Source organism: Stutzerimonas zhaodongensis, from assembly GCF_003696365.1.
In the GTDB taxonomy this organism is placed as follows: domain Bacteria; phylum Pseudomonadota; class Gammaproteobacteria; order Pseudomonadales; family Pseudomonadaceae; genus Stutzerimonas; species Stutzerimonas zhaodongensis.
Genome location: NZ_RFFM01000003.1, coordinates 237,012 through 256,483, shown reverse-complemented (window position 1 = coordinate 256,483; position 19,472 = coordinate 237,012). Strand labels below are relative to the sequence as shown.

The 19,472-nt window shown below is 61.1% G+C and carries 16 protein-coding genes; 8 read left to right on the top strand and 8 right to left on the bottom strand.

Translation table 11 applies throughout. The annotated features are described in order from the left end of the window. Positions 1–180: 180 nt before the first annotated feature. Positions 181–957, bottom strand: a complete 777-nt coding sequence (locus tag EA797_RS15320; protein ID WP_122166714.1) for an enoyl-CoA hydratase — start codon at positions 955–957, stop codon at positions 181–183. Between the two features lie 172 nt (positions 958–1,129). Here EA797_RS15320 and EA797_RS15315 point away from each other — a divergent pair, with 172 nt between their 5' ends. The 5 genes from EA797_RS15315 to EA797_RS15290 all read left to right on the top strand — a co-directional run bounded on the left by EA797_RS15315 (position 1,130) and on the right by EA797_RS15290 (position 6,470). Beyond that, positions 1,130–2,020, top strand: a complete 891-nt coding sequence (locus EA797_RS15315) for a LysR family transcriptional regulator (RefSeq protein WP_122166879.1) — start codon at positions 1,130–1,132, stop codon at positions 2,018–2,020. Continuing rightward, positions 2,017–3,063: an AraC family transcriptional regulator gene (locus EA797_RS15310; protein WP_122166712.1), complete on the top strand. Its 1,047-nt coding sequence runs from the start codon at positions 2,017–2,019 to the stop codon at positions 3,061–3,063. The genes EA797_RS15315 and EA797_RS15310 overlap by 4 nt, the downstream gene beginning before the upstream one ends. A 296-nt stretch (positions 3,064–3,359) precedes the next feature. Beyond that, complete coding sequence (locus EA797_RS15300) at positions 3,360–4,127, top strand: SDR family NAD(P)-dependent oxidoreductase (protein WP_122166708.1); 768 nt, start codon at positions 3,360–3,362, stop codon at positions 4,125–4,127. 12 nt (positions 4,128–4,139) lie between these two features. Further along, on the top strand, positions 4,140–5,327 hold the full coding sequence (locus tag EA797_RS15295; protein ID WP_122166706.1) for an acetyl-CoA C-acyltransferase: 1,188 nt from the start codon (positions 4,140–4,142) through the stop codon (positions 5,325–5,327). 9 nt (positions 5,328–5,336) lie between these two features. Next, positions 5,337–6,470, top strand: coding sequence for an acyl-CoA dehydrogenase (locus EA797_RS15290; RefSeq protein ID WP_122166704.1), 1,134 nt, complete (start codon positions 5,337–5,339; stop codon positions 6,468–6,470). A 366-nt stretch (positions 6,471–6,836) separates the two neighbouring features. On the opposite strand, the gene EA797_RS15285 is transcribed toward EA797_RS15290, so the two are convergent. The 6 genes from EA797_RS15285 to EA797_RS15260 all read right to left on the bottom strand — a co-directional run bounded on the left by EA797_RS15285 (position 6,837) and on the right by EA797_RS15260 (position 14,619). Continuing rightward, positions 6,837–7,910 (bottom strand): CaiB/BaiF CoA transferase family protein, encoded by a 1,074-nt coding sequence (locus tag EA797_RS15285; RefSeq protein ID WP_122166702.1) that lies wholly within the window; start codon positions 7,908–7,910, stop codon positions 6,837–6,839. Between the two features lie 64 nt (positions 7,911–7,974). Next, the gene (locus EA797_RS15280) at positions 7,975–9,627 is read right to left on the bottom strand and encodes a long-chain fatty acid--CoA ligase (RefSeq protein ID WP_244214129.1); all 1,653 of its coding nucleotides are present in this window, start codon (positions 9,625–9,627) and stop codon (positions 7,975–7,977) included. Between the two features lie 303 nt (positions 9,628–9,930). Continuing rightward, positions 9,931–11,082, bottom strand: coding sequence for an acyl-CoA dehydrogenase family protein (locus EA797_RS15275; RefSeq protein WP_122166700.1), 1,152 nt, complete (start codon positions 11,080–11,082; stop codon positions 9,931–9,933). A 10-nt stretch (positions 11,083–11,092) separates the two neighbouring features. After that, positions 11,093–12,148, bottom strand: a complete 1,056-nt coding sequence (locus EA797_RS15270) for an enoyl-CoA hydratase/isomerase family protein (protein ID WP_122166698.1) — start codon at positions 12,146–12,148, stop codon at positions 11,093–11,095. A gap of 2 nt (positions 12,149–12,150) precedes the next feature. Beyond that, positions 12,151–13,041, bottom strand: a complete 891-nt coding sequence (gene mmsB, locus EA797_RS15265; protein ID WP_122166696.1) for a 3-hydroxyisobutyrate dehydrogenase — start codon at positions 13,039–13,041, stop codon at positions 12,151–12,153. Positions 13,042–13,107: 66 nt separating this feature from the next. Continuing rightward, a complete protein-coding gene (locus tag EA797_RS15260; protein WP_122166694.1) occupies positions 13,108–14,619 on the bottom strand; it encodes a CoA-acylating methylmalonate-semialdehyde dehydrogenase in 1,512 nt (503 codons plus the stop codon). A 216-nt stretch (positions 14,620–14,835) separates the two neighbouring features. Here EA797_RS15260 and EA797_RS15255 point away from each other — a divergent pair, with 216 nt between their 5' ends. Both EA797_RS15255 and EA797_RS15250 read left to right on the top strand, forming a co-directional pair. After that, the gene (locus tag EA797_RS15255; RefSeq protein WP_122166692.1) at positions 14,836–16,629 is read left to right on the top strand and encodes a sensor histidine kinase; all 1,794 of its coding nucleotides are present in this window, start codon (positions 14,836–14,838) and stop codon (positions 16,627–16,629) included. After that, on the top strand, positions 16,619–16,981 hold the full coding sequence (locus EA797_RS15250) for a response regulator (RefSeq protein ID WP_122166691.1): 363 nt from the start codon (positions 16,619–16,621) through the stop codon (positions 16,979–16,981). The genes EA797_RS15255 and EA797_RS15250 overlap by 11 nt, the downstream gene beginning before the upstream one ends. 59 nt (positions 16,982–17,040) lie before the next feature. Here the strand turns inward: EA797_RS15250 and EA797_RS15245 are convergent, their stop codons facing one another. Further along, positions 17,041–18,135, bottom strand: coding sequence for a hypothetical protein (locus EA797_RS15245; RefSeq protein ID WP_122166689.1), 1,095 nt, complete (start codon positions 18,133–18,135; stop codon positions 17,041–17,043). 385 nt (positions 18,136–18,520) lie between these two features. Between EA797_RS15245 and EA797_RS15240 the strand changes: the two genes are divergently transcribed. Next, positions 18,521–19,285, top strand: a complete 765-nt coding sequence (locus EA797_RS15240; RefSeq protein WP_122166687.1) for an SDR family NAD(P)-dependent oxidoreductase — start codon at positions 18,521–18,523, stop codon at positions 19,283–19,285. The last annotated feature ends 187 nt before the right edge of the window (positions 19,286–19,472 follow it).

Genomic DNA, 19,472 nt, shown 5'->3' with positions numbered 1-19,472 from the left:
CTGGCCCTGCTGCTGCGCTAGATGGTCCTGAGTCTTAGCTCACAGGTAACCGCTCGGTTTCCGGCCTCTACACCACGACCGGCAAACATGGAGAGTGGCGGGCGGACAAGTCGGCTCGCGACTACGTCCTGACGCCTCTCTCCAAGCAGCCCTGGCCCCGCACAGGCGGGGCCGGAATGATCAGCCGTTCTGCCACTTCGCGCTGCGTTTCTCGAGGAACGCGTTCACACCTTCTTTCTGATCCTTGGTGTCGAACAGTTCGGCAAAAAGCTCGCGCTCGGCTACCCATCCGCTCACGTGGGTATCGTTGCGAGCGTTCATTACCAGTCGTTTGGAACGGCTGATGGAGGAGGGGCTTTGCTTGCTGACGCCTTCGGCAAGCTTCAGTGCTGCTTCAAGTGACTGGCCGCGCGGTACCACTTCCTCGACCAGACCGATCTTCTCCGCGCGCTGGGCGTCGATGCGCTCACCGCAAAGGATCATGCGCTTGGCCCAGCCTTCGCCGACCAGCCAGGGCAGGTTCTGCGTGCCACCGGCGCAGGGCAGCAAACCGACGCTGGCTTCAGGGAGCGCCATTTGTGCGTGTTCTTCTGCGATGCGGATGTCGCACGCGAGCGCGCATTCCAGCCCGCCGCCCATGGCGTAGCCGTTGATAGCGGCGATGGACACACCGCGAAAGCGCGTCAGCGCATCGAAGGCTCGCCCGAAGAGTTCGGCTACCTCGCGCGCACCGTTCTTGTCGCCATCGGCAAACTGCTTGAGGTCGGCTCCGGCCGAGAAGAATTTTTCACCCTGGCCGGTGATGACCAATGCGTACACGTCAGGATTGTCGTTGAGCTGGCCGATCATCTGCTCCAACGCAGCCAGCGACTCCCGATCCCAGGTATTGGCTGGTGGATTGGCGATGGTCAGCAGCGCCGTATGATCGCGCATTTCGAGCTGTATCTTCTGGCTCATGTCGGTTCCTTGGGTTTGCAATGATGCGGTCGCCTGAGGCGAAACGGGTTCGATAGACGAGCCTAGCAGCGTAAAAATAGTAAACCCATGCTGCGAAATGCAGATGTATTCTGTGTTTTTGCACAGCGAGCCGCGGATGGCACGCATCAATTCGATGGATCTGGAGCCAGCAGTGGATTGGGACAACCTGCGTTTTTTTCTCGAGCTTTCGCGTGCGGGCAAACTGACAGTCGCCGCGCGGCGCTTGGCTGTAGATCACACCACGGTCGCGCGACGGGTGCAGGCACTGGAGAAAAGCCTTGACCGGCAGCTTTTCATTCGTGCCAAGGCCGGTTATCGATTGTCTGAAGCGGGTCGCGAATTGCTGGCCCAGGCCGAGGCGATGGAAAGCGCCATTGCCTCCATCGAACAACCGAGCCTGACTGCCGACAAACTCTCGGGCCAGGTCCGCATAGGTGCCACCGAGGGTTACGGCACGGTGATGCTGGCAAGCCAGCTGGCCAATCTGACACGCGATTATCCGCACCTGGGCGTGGATTTGCTGGCAGTGCCGCGCTCGGTACGACTGGCCAGACACGAGGCAGACATCGTCATCACGCTGGAACGCCCCGAGCGTGGCCCCTATGTGATCACCAAACTGACCGACTATGTGCTGCGGCTCTATGCGTCGGAAGCCTATCTGGCATCTCATCCGCCTATCCGCAGCCGCGAAGACCTCAGCGGCCATATTTTCGTCAGCTACATCGAAGACCTGCTGTACAGCAAAGAGCTGTTCTACCTCGACGAGATTGTCCGCCCCCGTCAACACTCGTTACGCAGCACCAGCATCCTTGCGCAGCAGGAAGCGGTCGCCGCCGGAGCAGGGCTGGCGATCCTGCCGGCGTTTTCGGCACGCAAGGAGCCGTTGCTCAAAGAGGTTCTGGTGGACGAGATCGAATTCACCCGAACCTTCTGGATGCTGATGCCGGTGGAAAACAAGGACCTGGCGCGGATGCGCGTCTGCTGGGACTTTCTACGGGACGTTGCGGCCAACAGCCATGACGTGATGATGGGGCGCGCATGAACCGCGACGGCAAAGGCACTATCTCGGTCAGGCTGGTGGAAGAGGCGCTGCAAGGTTTCACCGCGCCTTCGCGATCCGCCGGACAGCTGCTGCACCAACTGGGACTCGATGCCATTGACCTGGGCGACAGCGAAGCGCGGATCGACGTGGCCGAGTACAGCAAGCTCTGGCGGCGCCTGGCGCGGCACTTCGACGATGAGTTCTTCGGCATGGATGCGCGACGCATGCGTACCGGCAGTTTCGCGTTCGTATGCCGCGCGGCAATGGCCCAGCCGACCCTCGATAGCGCGCTTCGCGTGGTATTGGAGTTCTTCAGGCTGACCTTCGAGGGCTTCGCTGGCGAGCTGTATCGCAGTGAGAGCCTGGCGGAAGTCACCCTGACTGAGCGACCAGAGGCGCAGCCGCTCCGGGCGTTCAGCTATTTCACCTTCTGGATGCTGCTGCACGGCCTGGCCTGTTGGCTGGTGGGGCGGCGCATTCCGCTGCTGGCGGTCGAGCTGCGTTGCGATGAGCCGGCTTATACCGATGACTACCGAGTGATGTTCTCGCGCAATCTGCGCTTCGCGCGGCCCACCACGCGGATAATTTTCGCTGCCGAAGCGCTCGACCTACCGGTGCGCCGCAGTGAGCTGGAGCTGCACGGCTTCCTTGCCCATGCGCCTTCCAACATCCTGGTTAAATACCGCGACACCACGAGCCTCGCCAGCCGCATCAAGGCGCAGTTGCGCGAGCTGCCAGCCGAGTGCTGGCCAACCAGCGAAGGGCTCGCGCAGACGCTGTGCGTTTCGCCCTCGACCTTGCGTCGTCGATTGGCTGAAGCCGGGCAGACCTATCAGGCGATCAAGGACCAGGTGCGCCAGGAGATGGCGACACTATGGTTGGCGGACGCTTCGATCACCTATGCCGACATCGCCGAGCGCCTGGGTTTCGCCGATGTCAGCTCGTTCTACAAGGCATTCCGCAAATGGTCCGGGACCAACCCGGGGCAGTACCGCAGCCTGATCCTGCGCGGGGACGAAATGGGTCATTCCGCGTCGCGATAGAGGTGCGGCGGCCACCCGGAACGCCAGCATGCTGGCTCCTACAGAGAGGGCGGACCGATGCGCCGGTCAGATGCTTTCCGTGGGTGCTAGCTTGCTGGCGTTAACTGAACGCACACAGCGCCACAGCGCGCTGGCAGAACTTTTCCAGATTGCACGTACCAACAACCTTGGCCAAATCGGTCACCGCGATTGCCCGCAACGACCATTGTCCGTACCTACCGGTCTGAAGAAGATGAACCCAGCGGGATCCGGCAGCTGATCTGCCGCGATGCCCATCATCTTCTCGAGGTCGTGCTGTGGATATTCAAGACAAGGTTTTCCTGATCACAGGCGGTGCGTCCGGCCTGGGCGCTGCGGCCGCCGAAGCGCTTGTCGCGGCTGGTGCCAAAGTAGTACTGGCGGACATCAATCAAACACTGCTGAACGAGCGTAGCGAGGCACTGGGCGCGAACGCACTCGGCGTGGTGACCAACGTGTGTGAAGAGGCTGCTGCACAAGCGGCAGTGAACACAGCAGTGGAGCGTTTTGGCGGCCTGCACGGGCTGGTCAACTGCGCCGGCGTCGCCAGTGGAGAAAAAATCCTCGGTCGACAGGGACCGCATGGCCTGGATAGTTTCAGCAAGGTCATCGGCCTCAACCTGATCGGCAGCTTCAACATGCTGCGTCTGGCGGCAGAAGCCATTGCCAGGGGCGAGCCGGACGAGCAGGGCAATCGCGGCGTGATCATCAACACCGCATCCATCGCGGCCTATGACGGCCAGATTGGCCAGGCTGCCTATGCTGCATCCAAGGGCGGCGTCGTGGCCATGACACTACCGGCAGCGCGCGAGCTGGCTCGTCATGGCATTCGCGTGATGACCATCGCCCCCGGTGTGTTCGAAACGCCGATGATGGCGGGCATGACGCAGGAGATACGCGACTCTCTGGCCGCCGGTGTGCCATTCCCGCCACGCCTGGGCCGTGCCAGCGAGTACGCCAACCTTGTGCGCCATATCATCGAGAACGACATGCTCAATGGTGAGGTGATTCGCCTCGACGGCGCGTTGCGTATGGCCGCGAAATAACCGGAGACAGCAATGAACAACGATCCAATCGTGATTTTGGGCTCTGCCCGTACCCCCATGGGCGGCTTTCAAGGTGATCTGAAAGGCTTGAGCGCGCCGGAGCTGGGTGCGGCGGCAATTCGCGCTGCGGTAGAGCGCAGCGGTGTTTCGGCCGAACAGGTTCAGGAAGTGCTGATGGGTTGCGTGCTTCCGGCCGGCCTGGGCCAGGCTCCTGCCCGCCAGGCAGCGCTTGGCGCCGGATTAGGCAAGGCGACCGCCGCCACCACACTCAACAAGATGTGTGGCTCAGGCATGCAAGCGGCAATCCTCGCCCATGATGCGCTGCGCGCCGGCAGCGTCGACCTGATCGTTGCGGGCGGCATGGAGAGCATGTCCAACGCGCCGTATCTGCTTGAAAAGGCCCGCAGTGGCTACCGCATGGGACACGGCAAGGTGCTCGACCACATGTTCCTCGATGGCCTTGAAGATGCCTATGACAAGGGCCGGCTGATGGGCACCTTTGCCGAGGACTGCGCGCAGAACCACGGCTTCAGCCGCGAGGAACAGGACGCTTACGCACTGACTTCGTTACAGCGTGCGCGTGATGCAATCAGCGTCGGCCGCTTTGCCAGCGAAATCGTCCCGTTAGAGGCCCCTCAAGGGCGCGAGCAACGCTTAGTTCGAGACGATGAACAGCCACCCAAGGCAATGCCGGAGAAGATTCCGTCCCTCAAGCCGGCATTCCGAGAGGGCGGGACAGTGACCGCGGCCAATTCCAGTTCGATCTCTGACGGCGCCGCGGCGTTGGTGCTCACGCGCCGCTCCCATGCCGAGCAGTATGGCCTCAAACCCCAAGCCATCATTCACGGCCACGCCGTATTTGCCGATGCGCCCAATCTCTTCCCGACTGCTCCCATCGGGGCAATCCATAAGCTGCTGGAGCGCACCGGCTGGCGTCTCGACGAGGTGGACCTGTTCGAAATCAACGAAGCCTTCGCGGTGGTCAGCATGGTCACCATGCGCGAGCTGGGGCTGGATCACGCCAAGGTCAACGTCAACGGCGGAGCCTGCGCGCTTGGCCACCCGATAGGTGCGTCCGGTGCCCGTATTCTGGTGACGCTGATTGCGGCACTTCGCGACCGCGGCCTGCGCAAGGGCATCGCGGCCATTTGCATCGGCGGTGGCGAAGCGACTGCCATGGCCATCGAACTGCTCGATTGAGGATTCGCCATGCTGCTCAATGATGACCACATCAGCATCCGTGACATGGCCCGGCAGTTCGCCCAGGAGCGGTTGAAGCCCTTCGCTGCCGACTGGGACCGTGAACACCGCTATCCGGCTGAAGCAGTGGCCGAGATGGCTGAACTCGGCTTCTTTGGCATGCTTTGCCCGGAGCAATGGGGCGGCAGTGACACGGGCTACATTGCCTATGCGCTGGCGCTGGAGGAAATTGCAGCGGGTGATGGCGCCTGTTCGACCATCATGAGCGTGCACAACTCGGTCGGTTGCGTGCCGATTCTGCGGTTCGGCACCGATGAGCAGAAGCAGCGCTACCTGACGTCACTGGCCAGCGGTGCGCAGATTGGTGCCTTCGCGTTGACCGAACCCCATGCCGGCTCCGATGCCAGCAGTTTGCGCACCCGCGCGCGGCGTGACGGTGATGGGTATGTACTCAACGGGGCCAAGCAATTCATCACATCAGGCCAGCACGCTGGCACGGTGATCGTCTTTGCGGTGACCGATCCAGACGCCGGCAAGCGAGGCATCAGTGCTTTTATCGTACCTACCGACACACCGGGCTATCAGGTCGTACGTGTCGAGGACAAGCTCGGCCAGCATGCCTCGGATACTTGCCAGCTGGCGTTCGAAGACATGCGCGTGCACGAATCCCAGCGGTTGGGCGAGGAGGGCGAGGGCTACCGAATTGCCCTGGCGAACCTTGAAGGTGGCCGCATCGGCATCGCGGCCCAGGCGGTCGGCATGGCGCGGGCTGCATTCGAGGCCGCCCGTGACTACGCGCGTGAGCGCGAGGCGTTCGGCCAAGCACTCACTGAACATCAGGCCGTCGCCTTTCGCTTGGCCGATATGGCCACTCAGATCGCCGTCGCCCGGCAGATGGTGCTGCACGCCGCCGCGCTGCGGGAGGCTGGCCAGCCGGCGCTGGTCGAAGCCTCCATGGCCAAGCTGTTCGCCTCCGAAATGGCCGAGAAGGTCTGCTCAGCCGCCATCCAGACGCTTGGCGGCTACGGGTATCTGCAGGACTTCCCCGTCGAGCGCATCTACCGCGACGTGCGGGTCTGCCAGATCTACGAAGGTACCAGCGACATCCAGCGGCTGGTGATTGCGCGCAACCTCGGGGAATGAGCTCCTAATCGTTTCTGTCACGTTGCCCGCTTTTCGTAGGGTGGATCGCGCTTCACCGATCCACCGGTGAAAATCGCATCGCCGCTTTGGTGGATGGATTAAAGCGCCATCCCCTACGCAGTCGGTGAGCGAACGATGCTAGTCGTTTGATCCACCCCCGGTTAGGCAAGCGAACGTTGGGTGGATCACGCTTCACCGATCCACCGTTGAACCTGCGTCGTCGTTTGGTGGATGGATAAAGCGTCATCCACCCTACGGAGTCGGTGAGCGGAACGATGCCTGGCCGTTTGATGCCCCCGGTTGCGCAAGCGGACGTAGATTGGATCGCGCTTCACCGATCCACCGGTAATTTTTTCCTGTGCTTTATCAATCCCAGCCATTTGCATCGTCAGACGCTCTTATCGCCCCCGGTGTGCGCGAAAAGCGCGGCGCGGGGGCGGCGTGCAGGGCGCCATCGATGTCGCGATAGACCCCGCGCTCCCGCATATGTGAATGCTGTGCGGCTTCCTCAAGCGTCAGGATAGGGGCGAAGCAGGCGTCGGTTCCCTCGAGCAGGGCGCACCATTGGGCCTGGGTTCGGCTGGCGAACAGCCCGGCGAGCTGTTCGCTTTGCTCCTGCCATTGCGCAGGGTCATTGCAGCCTTCACGCAGGGATTCCGGCGCATCGATGCGCTGCATCAGTTCGGCCAGGAACTGCGGCTCCAACGGGCCGATTGCAATGTCGCGTCCGTCTGCGCAGGTGTAGCAGCGGTAATGGGGGGCGGCGCCGGAAAGCAGGTTGCGGTCGCGCTCGAGGGATAGTGCGCCGCTGGGCAAGAGCCCGGCGAAGAAGCTCATCATCGAGGACACACCGTCAACGATGGCGGCGTCCACCACTTGGCCCTTTCCGGAACGCTCCCGCTCCCAGAGCGCAGCCATGATGCCGAACGCCAGATACAACGAACCGCCACCAAAATCGCCCACGAGATTAAGCGGTGGTATCGCCGGGCCTTCGCGATTCCCGATTGCAGCCAGCGCGCCGGTTATGGCCAGGTAATTGATGTCATGACCGGCGCTTTTTGCCAGTGGTCCCGTCTGGCCCCATCCGGTCATGCGGCCATAGACCAATCGCGGGTTGCGGTTGTGAACCTGCTCCGGCCCAAGGCCCAGACGTTCCATCACGCCTGGGCGAAAGCCTTCGATCAGCACATCGGCATCCTCGGCCAACGTCAGGCACCGGTCGCGTCCGGCCTCTGTGCGAATATTCAGCGTCAGCAATTTGCGGCCGCGATCAACAACTGGATTTGGCCAACCGTTACCGCCCTCACGCTCGATGCGAATCACCTCGGCGCCGAGGTCGGCCAGCAGCATCGCGCAATGCGGGCCGGGGCCGATGCTGGCGAACTCCAGCACGCGCAGGCCGAGCAGCGGGCCTTGACGGGGTTTATCGTCTAGCGGCATGAGGTGCTCCAGGCTGCTGGTTAGGCTCGAGTGGTATCTCAAACTCACCCACGGTTCACAAGCCCTACATAGTGGCCGCGCTTGTCGCGTCAGTTGCCATGTCGATGAGATAGGAGCGGTAACGGTCGCGCAGGGTCTTCTTGTCGATCTTGCCGGTGGCAGTCAACGGCACGCGGTCGATGATGACTGCGTCGGGCATCCACCATTTGACAATCTGTGGTTCGAGAAAGGCGAGCACGGTTTCGGTATGAATCTCCGCATCGTCGTGGGGCTCGATGATGAGGATGGGCCGCTCCTCCCATTTTTCGTGGGGCACACCGACTACCGCGGCGATGCGCACACCGGGACAGGCGACGGCGATATTTTCGATGTCGATGGAGCTGATCCACTCACCGCCGGACTTGATCACGTCCTTGCTGCGGTCAGTGATCCGCATGTAGCCATTGGGGTCCAGGGTAGCGATGTCTCCGGTGTCGAACCAGCCGTCTGCATCCAGCGCGCTGGTTTCGCTTCGGAAATAGCGCTCTACGGTCCAGGGGCCACGAACCAGCAGCGCACCGGACGTGGTCCCGTCATGGGGCAATGGGTTGCCGGATTCGTCGACGATCTTCAGCTCGATGCCAAATTGCAAGCGGCCCTGGCGGGTCCAGATCGCTTCGTTAGTGGCAGCTTCGCCCATAGCGGCGAGCTTGGGTGTCGGTGTAGCGACTACACCGAGCGGGCTGGTTTCAGTCATGCCCCAGAGTTGACGGACGCTGACGCCATAACGTGTTTCGAACTTCTCGGCCAGCGCACGGGGCACGGCCGAGCCGGCAATCACCAGACACTTGAGATCTCCAGTGTTCTCTCCGGTGCGCTCCAGGTGGTTGAGGTACATGGTCCAGATGGTCGGCACACCGCCGGAGAAGGTGACGCCCTCGCTCTGAATCAGCTCCTGCAGGCTGGCGCCGTCCATCTTGTCGCACGGCAGTACAAACTTGCAGCCGTTGATGGCGGCCGTGAAGGGCACGCCCCAGGCAGTGGCGTGGTACAGCGAAGAGCAGGGCATGATGCAGTCGAATGCGGAGAACCCGAAGGCGCCAGTGAGGCCTGCGGCCATGGCATGCAGGACGACCGAACGATGGCTGTAGACCACCCCTTTCGGGTTGCCGGTCGTGCCGGAGGTGTAGCAGAGCATGGCACCTGCGTTTTCGTCGAACTGCGGCCACTCGGTGATCGGCTGTTCACGGGCAATGAGGGCTTCGTAACTCGACGCGCCCACTTCGCCGGCTTCTGTGCGTTCTGCATCCGAGAGCATGATGAAGGTGTGGACCTTGTCCAGCTGTGGGCGCACGCGTTCGACCAGCGCAAGGAAGCTGCGGTCGAACAGCAGTACGCCGCTGCCGGCATGGTTCAAGGTGTAGATGATCTGCTCGTCCGACAGGCGAGGGTTGGCGGTGTGAAGCACCGCGCCGATGCCAGGCACGGCAAAGAACAGCTCGAAGTGACGGTGCGTGTTCCAGGCCATCGACGAAACCAGATCGCCAGGCCTCACGCCCAGGCGGCGCAGCATGGCGGCGGCCTGGCCGGCCCGTTTCGCCAGGCCTGCGTAGTCGTAACGCCAGAGCGGTTCGTCCGCCAGCCGCGAAACGATTTCCCGGTCGCCATGGGCCAGGGCGGCGTGGGCCAGGATGCCGCTGATCATCAGCGGAGTCTGCTGCATCGTACCTTTGAGCATCGTCGTATCCTTTTTATTGTTGTCTGGATAGCGGTCGCGCTTGCCGCGGCGCTTGCCGTCATCTCGCTCAAAATACTGCTGCGAGGTGTCTCGTCTTTACCGTCTGGGGCCTGGCTTAATCGCCAGCAAGCTGGCTCCTACGGGATGGTTGCGCACCCGTGACGATTCGGGCGAACGGTCCCACCGTGCCCTTGTAGGAGCCAGCTTGCTGGCGATCACTCGTTACGCCGAACTTCCAGCGCCTGCGAGTAAGGGCTCGGGTCTGCCGCCCAGTTAGTCGTTGAACAATCGTTGCGCCATCAGTCACAACCCGTAGTTATTCAACTCCCTCGCAATCAACAGCCGCTGAATCTCGCTCGAGCCTTCATATATCTGGGTAATCCGCGCGTCGCGGTAATAACGCTCGACCGGGTAATCCTCCAGATAGCCGTAGCCGCCGTGGATCTGCATGGCTTTGGAGCAGACGTACTCGGCGACTTCCGAGGCGAACAGCTTGGCCTGGGACGCTTCGGACAGGCATGGCAGGTTGGCGCTGCGCAGGCGTGCGGCATGCAGGATCAGCAGGCGTGCCGCATTGAGGCGGGTATGCATGTCGGCCAGCATGTTTGCCACGCTCTGGTGCTCGATGATGGGTTTGTCGAACTGAATTCGCTCACGGGCGTACCCCAGTGCCGCTTCGAACGCCGCACGGGCAATCCCCAGTGCCTGAGCACCGATTCCGATGCGGCCACCTTCGAGATTGGAAAGGGCGATCGCTAATCCCTTGCCTCGCGGGCCGAGCATATTGGCCTCGGGAATGCGGCAGTCGCGCAGGGTCACGCCGCAGGTATCCGAGGCACGGATACCCATCTTGCTTTCCATGCGATCGACGACGAAACCGGGATTGCCTGTGGGCACCAGGAACGCGGAAAGACCTTTCTTGCCCAGGTCCGGGTCAGTGACCGCGAAGACGATGGCGATCTTTGCCCGCTTGCCGTTGCTGACGAACTGCTTGGCGCCGTTGATCACCCATTCGCCGTTTTCCAGCACGGCGCGGGTGCGCAAGTTGTGGGCTTCGGAGCCGGCCTGGGGCTCGGTGAGGGCGAAGCAGCCGATGGTACGCCCGGCGGCCAGATCCGGCAGCCATTCATCCTGCTGTGCCGGCGTACCGTATTTGAGGATGGGGCCGCAGCCGACCGAGCTGTGAATGCTCATCAGCGCGCCGATCGCGCCGTCACCTGCGGAAATTTCCTCGACCGCCAAGGCGTAGGCGACGTAGTCGATATAGGTGCCGCCCCATTGCTCGGGCACGATCATGCCCAGCAGGCCGAGGTCGCCCAGTTGCGTCACGGTGTCGTCGCCAATCCAGCCGGCTTTTTCCCAGGCTTGGGCCTTGGGAGCGATTTCGGCGCGGGCGAAGTCGCGCGCCATGTCGCGGATCATCCGTTGTTCTTCGGTCAGTTCGATGTCTTGCATGTGCAGCTCCTCAGACGCCGGCGAAGAAGGCCGCCACGCGTTCGGACGTCACTTCATCGAGCGTAGGCGGGTTCCAGCGGGGATTCTTGTCCTTGTCGACGATCAGCGCGCGAACGCCTTCGATGATGTCGCCGCCGTCGAACCACTGACGGTCCAGATGCAGCTCCATGGCAAAGCACTCGGCCAGGGACAGCGTTCGGCCCCGGCGAAGCATTTCCAGCGTGACGCTCACTGACAGCGGCGAGCGGCTGTCGATGACCTTGAGCGTTTCTGCCGCCCAGTCGCGGTATTCCGGACGGTTTTCGCCAGCGAGCGATTGGCGGATGGCGATGACGGTGTCGTGGGCGAAATGCTGTTCGATGGCGGGCGCAAGCGTTTCGAAGGGCGCGTCCGGCAATTCAGTGCTACCCATGTCCTTGAGCAGCGCGGTCAAGGCATCCTCGGCAGGTGTTTTCCAGTCCTGCTTATCCAGTTGCTGTTCCAGCTCGGCGAAGCGTTCGTAGGGGACGCAGTAGTCGGCAAGGCCTGCATACAACGCGTCAGCCGACCCCACATGGTTGCCGGTCAGGCCCATGTAGAAGCCGAGGTTGCTCGGTAGGCGAGACAAGAAGTAGCTGCCGCCGACATCGGGGAAATAGCCGATACCGACCTCCGGCATGCCCATCCGCGTGCGTTCGGAAATCACTCGCAGCGAGGCGCCCTGAACCAGCCCCATGCCGCCGCCCAGTACGAAGCCATTCATCAGCGCGAGCAGCGGCTTGGTATATGCGTGGATGTACTGGTCCAGTGCGTATTCCTCCTCGAAGAATTCGCGATGCAGGCTGTCGCCGCTCTGGTAGCTGTCGTACAGCGAACGGATATCGCCACCGGCGCAGAAGGCTTTTTCGCCCGCGCCGCGCAATACCACGGCCACGACGCCCTGATCATCGGCCCACGCCTGCATTTGCCGGTGCAGCATCCGCACCATCTCCAGGGTGACGGCATTCAGCCCGGCGGGGCGGTTGAGCGTGAGATAGCCGACGCGATTGCGTACCTCGATCAGTACCGGCGCTTCTGCCTGGGTCATGTCTAATCCTCTTGGCGGTAGAGTTTGATGATCGCGGAGAAGTCCAGCCCACCGTGGCCTTGCATGCTGAAGACCTGGTAGAGCTGCTGCGCGAGACCGCCGAGGATAACCGGCTGGCGCACCTGTTTGGCCGCTTCGCTGGCCAGACCCAGGTCCTTGAGCATCAGATCGGTGCCGAAACCGCCACTGTAGCCGCGAGAGGCCGGGCCATTTTCCAAGACGCCAGGGAAGGGGTTGTTGATCTCCGACGCCCAGCATCGTCCGCTCGAGGAGTTGATGATTCCGGCGAGCACTTTCGCATCCATGCCCAGTGCAACGCCCAAGGACATGGCTTCGGCCACTCCAATCATCGAGATGCCCAGCAGCATGTTGTTGGCGACCTTGGCTACCTGCCCGTTACCGGTGTCACCGCAGTGCACGATGTTCTTGCCCATCGCCGCCAGGATTGGCTGCGCTTTCTGGAAGTCCGCCTCGCTGCCGCCGACCATGAAGGTCAAGGTGCCGGCAGCGGCACCTATCGTGCCGCCGGAAACCGGCGCGTCGAGCATGGGGTTGCCGTTCTTCGCAGCCGCTTCGGCGACTTCTCGTGCGGACATCGGATCGATGGTGGACGAATCGATCAGCAACACGCCGGAGGGAACATTGGCGAGAAGCCCGCCATCGCCGAGATAGACCTGTTTGACATGCGCAGCAGCCGGCAGCATGGTGATGATGGCCTCGACGTCAGCGCTTGCGACCGCCCCAGGCGAGGTTGCCTCCTTGGCACCGGCTTCGACCAGACCCGACACCGCAGCCGCAGAGAGGTCGAACACAGTGACGTGATGGCCGGCTTTGAGCAGATTGCGGGCCATCGGCCCGCCCATGTTGCCAAGCCCTAGAAATCCGATATTCATGGCCGTTTCCTTCTTGTTCTGATTGACGGCTGAATCGGCGCCGAGCAACAGCCAGCGCCGAGTCGATTACTTGAGGTTGATCGTGGTATTTACCGGACCGCCGACTTCGTTCTCGTCGAACCAGCGCTGGGTGACCGTCTTGGTCTGAGTGTAGAACTGCACCACCTGCTTGCCGTAAGGGCCGAGGTCGCCGAGCTTGGAAGCGCGTGAGCCGGTAAAGGAGAACATCGGCACTGGCACCGGGATCGGTACGTTGATGCCCACCTGACCAACGTCGATCTCTTCCTGGAAATGCCGGGCGGCGGCGCCGGAACGGGTGAAGAGGGCGGTGCCGTTGCCGTTGGGGTTGGCGTTGATCAGCTCGATGGCCTCATCGAGCGTGTCGGCCTGCATCACGCAGAGCACCGGTCCAAAGATCTCTTCGCGGTAGATGCTCATCTCGGGCTTCACGCCGGAGAAAATGGTCGGCCCAACGAAGTTGCCATTCTCAAAGCCAGCCACTTGAGGGTTGCGACCGTCCAATACCAGCTCAGCGCCCTCGGACACGCCGCGTTCGATCAGCGAGCTGATACGATCCAGCGCCGCGCAGGACACCACCGGGCCGACATCGGTGCCGCTTTCGGCCCCTGCATTGATCTTCAATGTCTTGGCTTTGGCGATCAGATCCGGCAGCCAGCTCTGCGCCTCACCCACGAGGATTAACACGGACAGCGCCATGCAGCGCTGACCGGCCGCGCCGAATGCAGCGCCAGTCAGGTTGTTGAGTGTCTGCTCCTTGTGGGCGTCGGGCAGGATGATGCCGTGGTTTTTCGCGCCCATCATGCACTGCACACGCTTGCCCGCTTGGCTGGCCCGGTTGTAGACATGGGTGCCGACCTTGGTCGAACCGACGAAGGAAACGGCCTTGATATCAGGGTGGTCGCAAATCAGGTTTACCGCGTCGGCGCCGCCATGAATGACGTTGAGCACACCCGGCGGTACGCCCGCTTCCATCGCCAGTTCGGCGAGACGCATGGTCACCATCGGGTCTTGCTCTGACGGTTTGAGGACGAAGGTATTACCGGTGGCGATTGCCATCGGAAACATCCACAGCGGGATCATCGCCGGGAAGTTGAAAGGGGTGATGCCGGCGCAGACGCCCAGCGGTTGCAGCAGAGTATAGGTGTCGACGCCGGTGGCCACGTTGTTGGCCAGCTCGCCGAGCTGCAGGTTGCCGATGCCGGCGGCATGTTCGACCACCTCCAGCCCGCGAAACACATCGCCTTCGGCATCGGGTAGTGTCTTGCCCTGCTCGGCGGTGAGGATCGCCGCCAGCTCCTTCATGTTTTCACGTATCAACTGCTGGTATTTGAGGAAGATCCTCGAGCGTGTGCCAATGGGCGTTTTGCGCCAGGTCTTGAAGGCCTCCTTGGCGCTGGCGACGGCAGCATTCATTTCCGTTTGCGTGGCGAACGGAACGCGCGCTAGGACCTCTTGTGTCGCTGGGTTTACGATGTCCCGCCATTCGCTGGTGGATGACTCGACCAGCTCGCCGCCGATCAGGAGTTTGACTGTTGGGATGGCACTTGACTGGGTCATGGCGGGTCCTAGCGTTTAATTGTTATTGGAACAAGACGGATCATGTTGTCCTGATCCTAGAGTGCAAAATTGCATACATCAATGCGGGTTGCTGCATAGCAGCTCTGCATAAATACACACTATGTCGTCGTGTGACGCTGCCGTTTCTCTGCCTCTAGCCGGTGAAGCGAAGTGGATTCGGCAGGCTGAATAATCGATTCGCTGGAACAGGTACTGATGCTGAATGCAGATCCCCGCGGCGAGACTTCCGCAACCGAGTGCATCGAACATCCATTGCCCTTTGATGAGGCGCTGATAAACGTTCTACCGATGGCTGTCTGTACGCTAGATGCGGACGGCGCCGTGCTTCGCTATAACGCTCTGGCTGATCGCCTTTGCGGCGGCGGGTTGGCGAAGCTGGGACGTTTGCGGATTGTTGGCAGCGATGGAGAACTGCAATCGCTGGCCGATACGCCGCTGGCCCATACGCTACGTACGGGCCGCAGCGGCTCAGATGTCCAGCTTTCCTTGATATGTCCTGATGACACGCCTGTATCGGTCCTCGCGAACATCGAGGCGTTACGCAATGACGCCGGGCAGATCACCGGTGCAGTCATCTGTTTTCAGGCCAGCACGCCGGCGGCCGAATCGAGCCTGAACCGGCATCGCGACGTCGAATGGCTGAGCGCAATCGTGGAGAGCACTCCGGAGTGTGTGAAGGTCGTCGATCAAGACGGCATCCTGGTACAGATGAATCCAGCAGGCCTTCGAATGCTGGAAGCCAGCAATGCTGAACAAGTCGAGGGTGCTTACGTAATCGACCTTATCGCTCCCGAACACCAGGCCCACTGGCGTGAACAGCATCAACGCGTCTGCGCGGGGGAAAAGCTCAGCTGGGAATTCGATGTCATCAGCCTCGCCGGCAACAGGCGGCATATGGAAACCCACGCGGTGCCAATGATTCTGCCCTCCGACATTGAGGGTCGACATGGATACGTGCAGCTTGCGGTCACCCGGGATATCACGGAGCGCAAGCGGCTCGCCTTAGCCAACAGCGAAGCAGAGCACCGCCTCAGGAATCTACTGGACGCGTTGCCTACCGCGGTATACACCACCGATGCAGAAGGCGTGATCACCTACTTCAATCAGGCATGCGTTGAGCTGGCGGGACGCGTGCCGCAGATCGGCGTAGACGTTTGGAGCGTGATCTGGCGACTTTGCAGGCCCGACGGTTCAGTCATCGAGCCGGGCACCTGTCCATTGGCTGTCGCGCTTTCCGAGAATCGTTCCTTCCACGCCGTTGAGGCGCTGGCGCTGCGGCCCGATGGCAGCGGCGTGCCATTCCTCGGTTATCCGGCACCTTTGCGCAACAACGCTGGCGAAGTCGTCGGCGCCGTCAACATGATGGTCGACATCACCGAGCGCAAAGTAGCCGAGGATCATCGTCAGCTACTGCTAAATGAACTGAATCACCGGGTGAAGAACACGCTTGCCACCGTGCAATCGATTGCTGCGCAGAGTTTTCGCCGTGAGGTTGGTAATCAAAGCTACCCCTGGTTCGAGGGCCGTCTGATTGCTCTGTCCAAGGCTCACGACGTGCTGTCGCGTAAAAACTGGCAAGCCGCGGACCTGCGTGAGGTGGTCGATCAGGTGGCAGCTCCATTCCAAGTTGACGGCCATGAACGTTTCGCCATTCAGGGCCCGGCGCAACGGCTGCGCCCCAAGCAGGCGCTGGCATTGGCCATGGCACTGCACGAACTGTGCACCAATGCGTCCAAATATGGCGCGTTGTCGACCCACACCGGTCAAGTAAGGCTCACCTGGCAACTAGCGAAGAGCGATGACATACCCTGCCTGCAGATTCACTGGGAAGAAGTAGGTGGTCCTTCGGTCGAGGCGCCTACGCGAAAGGGTTTCGGCACGCGCTTGTTGGAGCGAGGGTTGGCAGGTGAGCTGAACGCGGAGGTGCGCTTGGCGTATCTGAAGTCAGGATTGTTGTGCGATATAGAGGTGCCACTGAATGACCATTGAACGTGCAAAGGTGCTGGTCATAGAGGACGAGGCATTGGTAGGCATGTTGCTCGAAGACATGCTGCAAGATATCGGGTGCCGTTCAGTCGAGCTGGTGCAGCGTTTCGATGACGCGATGCGTACCGCCCACGACGGGGAATTCGACCTGGCGGTATTGGACGTCAATCTGGATGGCGTAAGCAGTTTTCCTATTGCCGATCGCCTGATCGAGCGTGGGATCCCACTGATTTTTGCGACCGGCTACGGCAAAGCAGGAATGGACCCGCGTTACGCAGCAATTCCGACGTTGCAGAAACCGTTTTTCTTTGGCGATCTGGAGCAAGTGGTGCTGTCGGCACTAGCGTCCCGATGAGTCCGCCTCATCAGGACGCTCTGTGCTAACGGTCAACTGCCGTCATATCAGGTGATGGATCATGGGCCCTGAGTGACGAAAGCCGAGTTGCCGGTGCCGTCCTGCCTGATCATCGCATCGTATTGGGTCATGCTGTCGAGGCCGCCGTTCTGAACCAGCGAGGCGTAGTTTTCGGTGCCGACCTGCTCGATGGTGCCGCTGCTGTAGTAGGCAGACTGCACCACGTCGATCTCGTTAGCGGTACCGTTCTGATCGATGACTACGCTGCTGCCATCGAAGTCCTGCTCAATGTCCACCCGGTTGAAGTCGCCGCTGGAGCGGCCCTCGACCTTCGTAGAGCGTCCAGTTTGCATGGCGGTCAGCTCATTACCCGTTCCATCCTGAGTAAAAGAGAACGAGGAAAAGCCGCCCATTTCTACGACATCCATTCTGTTGTCAGTGCCAATCTGTACGAGATCAACGTCGCCTGAGGCATAGCGACCGGGTGAACGCTGATCGAGCGTGGCCTCGTTGCCGGTCCCGTTCTGGCTGATCGAAGCGTTGGCGCCGTAGGGGAAGCCGTCCTGGCTGAGTGTGATTATGTTGTTAGTGCCGGTCTGCTCGGTGTCGGCAAAGGCGCCACCCGACTGCTCGACGTAAGCGATGTTGCCGACACCGTTCTGCACGCCGTCGTAGCGGTTTCCCACTCCTTCCTGAAACAGTTCGGTGACGTTATTTTCCCCGTCCTGTCTGATCGCAGCGTTATTGGCATCGCCATCCAGTTGCTCGATATACGCCAAGTTGCTTACGCCGACCTGGGTGATGGCTGCCGAGTTGCCCACTTCCAGAGAAGACTGGCCGACCGTGGCAAGGTTGTAATCGCCATCCTGGCTGATGCTGACCTCACCACTAGCGCCGCCTTGCTCAGTGGTAGAAATATTACCGCTGCCAGTCTGCTTGCTTTCAGCCAGATGACCGAAACCGGTCTGGGTCGTGTAGACGACGTTACCAACTCCGTCCTGGATCTGGCTGATGCGGTTGTCATTCCCGGACTGCATTACGTCTGCGTAGTTATCTGAGCCAGTCTGTTCCTGCGTCGACTCGCTAGCGGCAAGCGCCTGTGTTGCCACAAGCAGCGATATGGCTGCGGCCAGCATTGTTTTTGTTGTATGCATGTTCAGAGTCCCTTGAGTGAAGGAACTGGTCTTCTAGCCGCCTCGGTTGTATGTCGCTATACATCGTCCGATTGATTGATGATGAACGGTGGATTAATCCCTCTGCATGTCAATCTGAGAGTCACGTGATATCGACGATGGCGGGAGCTAGGGAGGCGTGCTCACTTGTGATGATTGGCTATAAAGCGCCGGATAGCTAAAACCGAGGCTAAAACAGCGTTTATATATAAGGTAAGTACAGGCTTGGTCGGTAGCTACACAGCAACGTTCTCGAAATGCCGTACAGCTTTGAAACCGCTCGAATTATTTCGTCCACCAGCGGACCATAGATATCCGAGATCAACGCGGTGCTTCTACGGGCGCCGCCATTGGAAAGAGGAAAAGCATGAACAGCAAGGTCGTTTTCATCACGGGCGCCACATCTGGCTTCGGACGCGCTACAGCACACCGTTTTGCAGAGGCGGGTTGGTCCCTGGTTTTGACTGGACGCCGTTCGGAGCGGCTGGAGGCGCTGAAGGCTTCACTAGGCGCCAAGGTTCCGGTTCACATCGCGACGCTCGATGTACGCAAGAATGAAGCAGTGCTTGAGGTGGTTGCGAATCTGCCCGACGCATTCCGCGAGGTGACCTGTCTGGTCAATAACGCCGGCCTGGCGCTCGCGCCGGAGCCTGCACAGAAGACCGACCTGAACGATTGGCACACCATGATCGACACCAATATCACCGGGCTGGTCAACGTGACCCATGCCTTGCTGCCGACCCTGATCGAAACCGGCAAGGGCGCCAGCATCATCAATATTGGTTCGGTCGCCGGCCAATGGCCGTACCCCGGTAGCCATGTGTATGGCGCCAGCAAGGCATTCGTACAGCAGTTCAGCTACAACCTGCGCTGCGATCTGATCGCGACAGGCGTGCGCGTCACGGACATCGCGCCGGGTATGGCGGAGACCGAGTTCACTCTGGTGCGTACCAAGGGTAACCAGGCGGCATCGGATGCGCTTTACAGCACCACCACCCCCCTGAGCGCCGAGGACATCGCCGAGCAGATCTTCTATGTCGCAACGCTACCCGCGCATATCAATATCAATCGACTGGAGATCATGCCGTCGCGCCAGGCTTGGGCAGGCTTCGCTGTCGACCGCGACAATTAAGGCGCGCACTGCCAACCGCTGTGATTGCGCGCCGGTCTGGTTTAGCTGAAAGGGGGAATCGAGCAGCTGATGATGTAGGGCCACGGCGCTGTACAAGCCGGGTTCGACAAGCCACGCGTCCATAGGGCGCGTTTGTTCACCGCTTTATGTAATGGGAGCGTTGTTCAGGAGGGGCATCGACCGGATT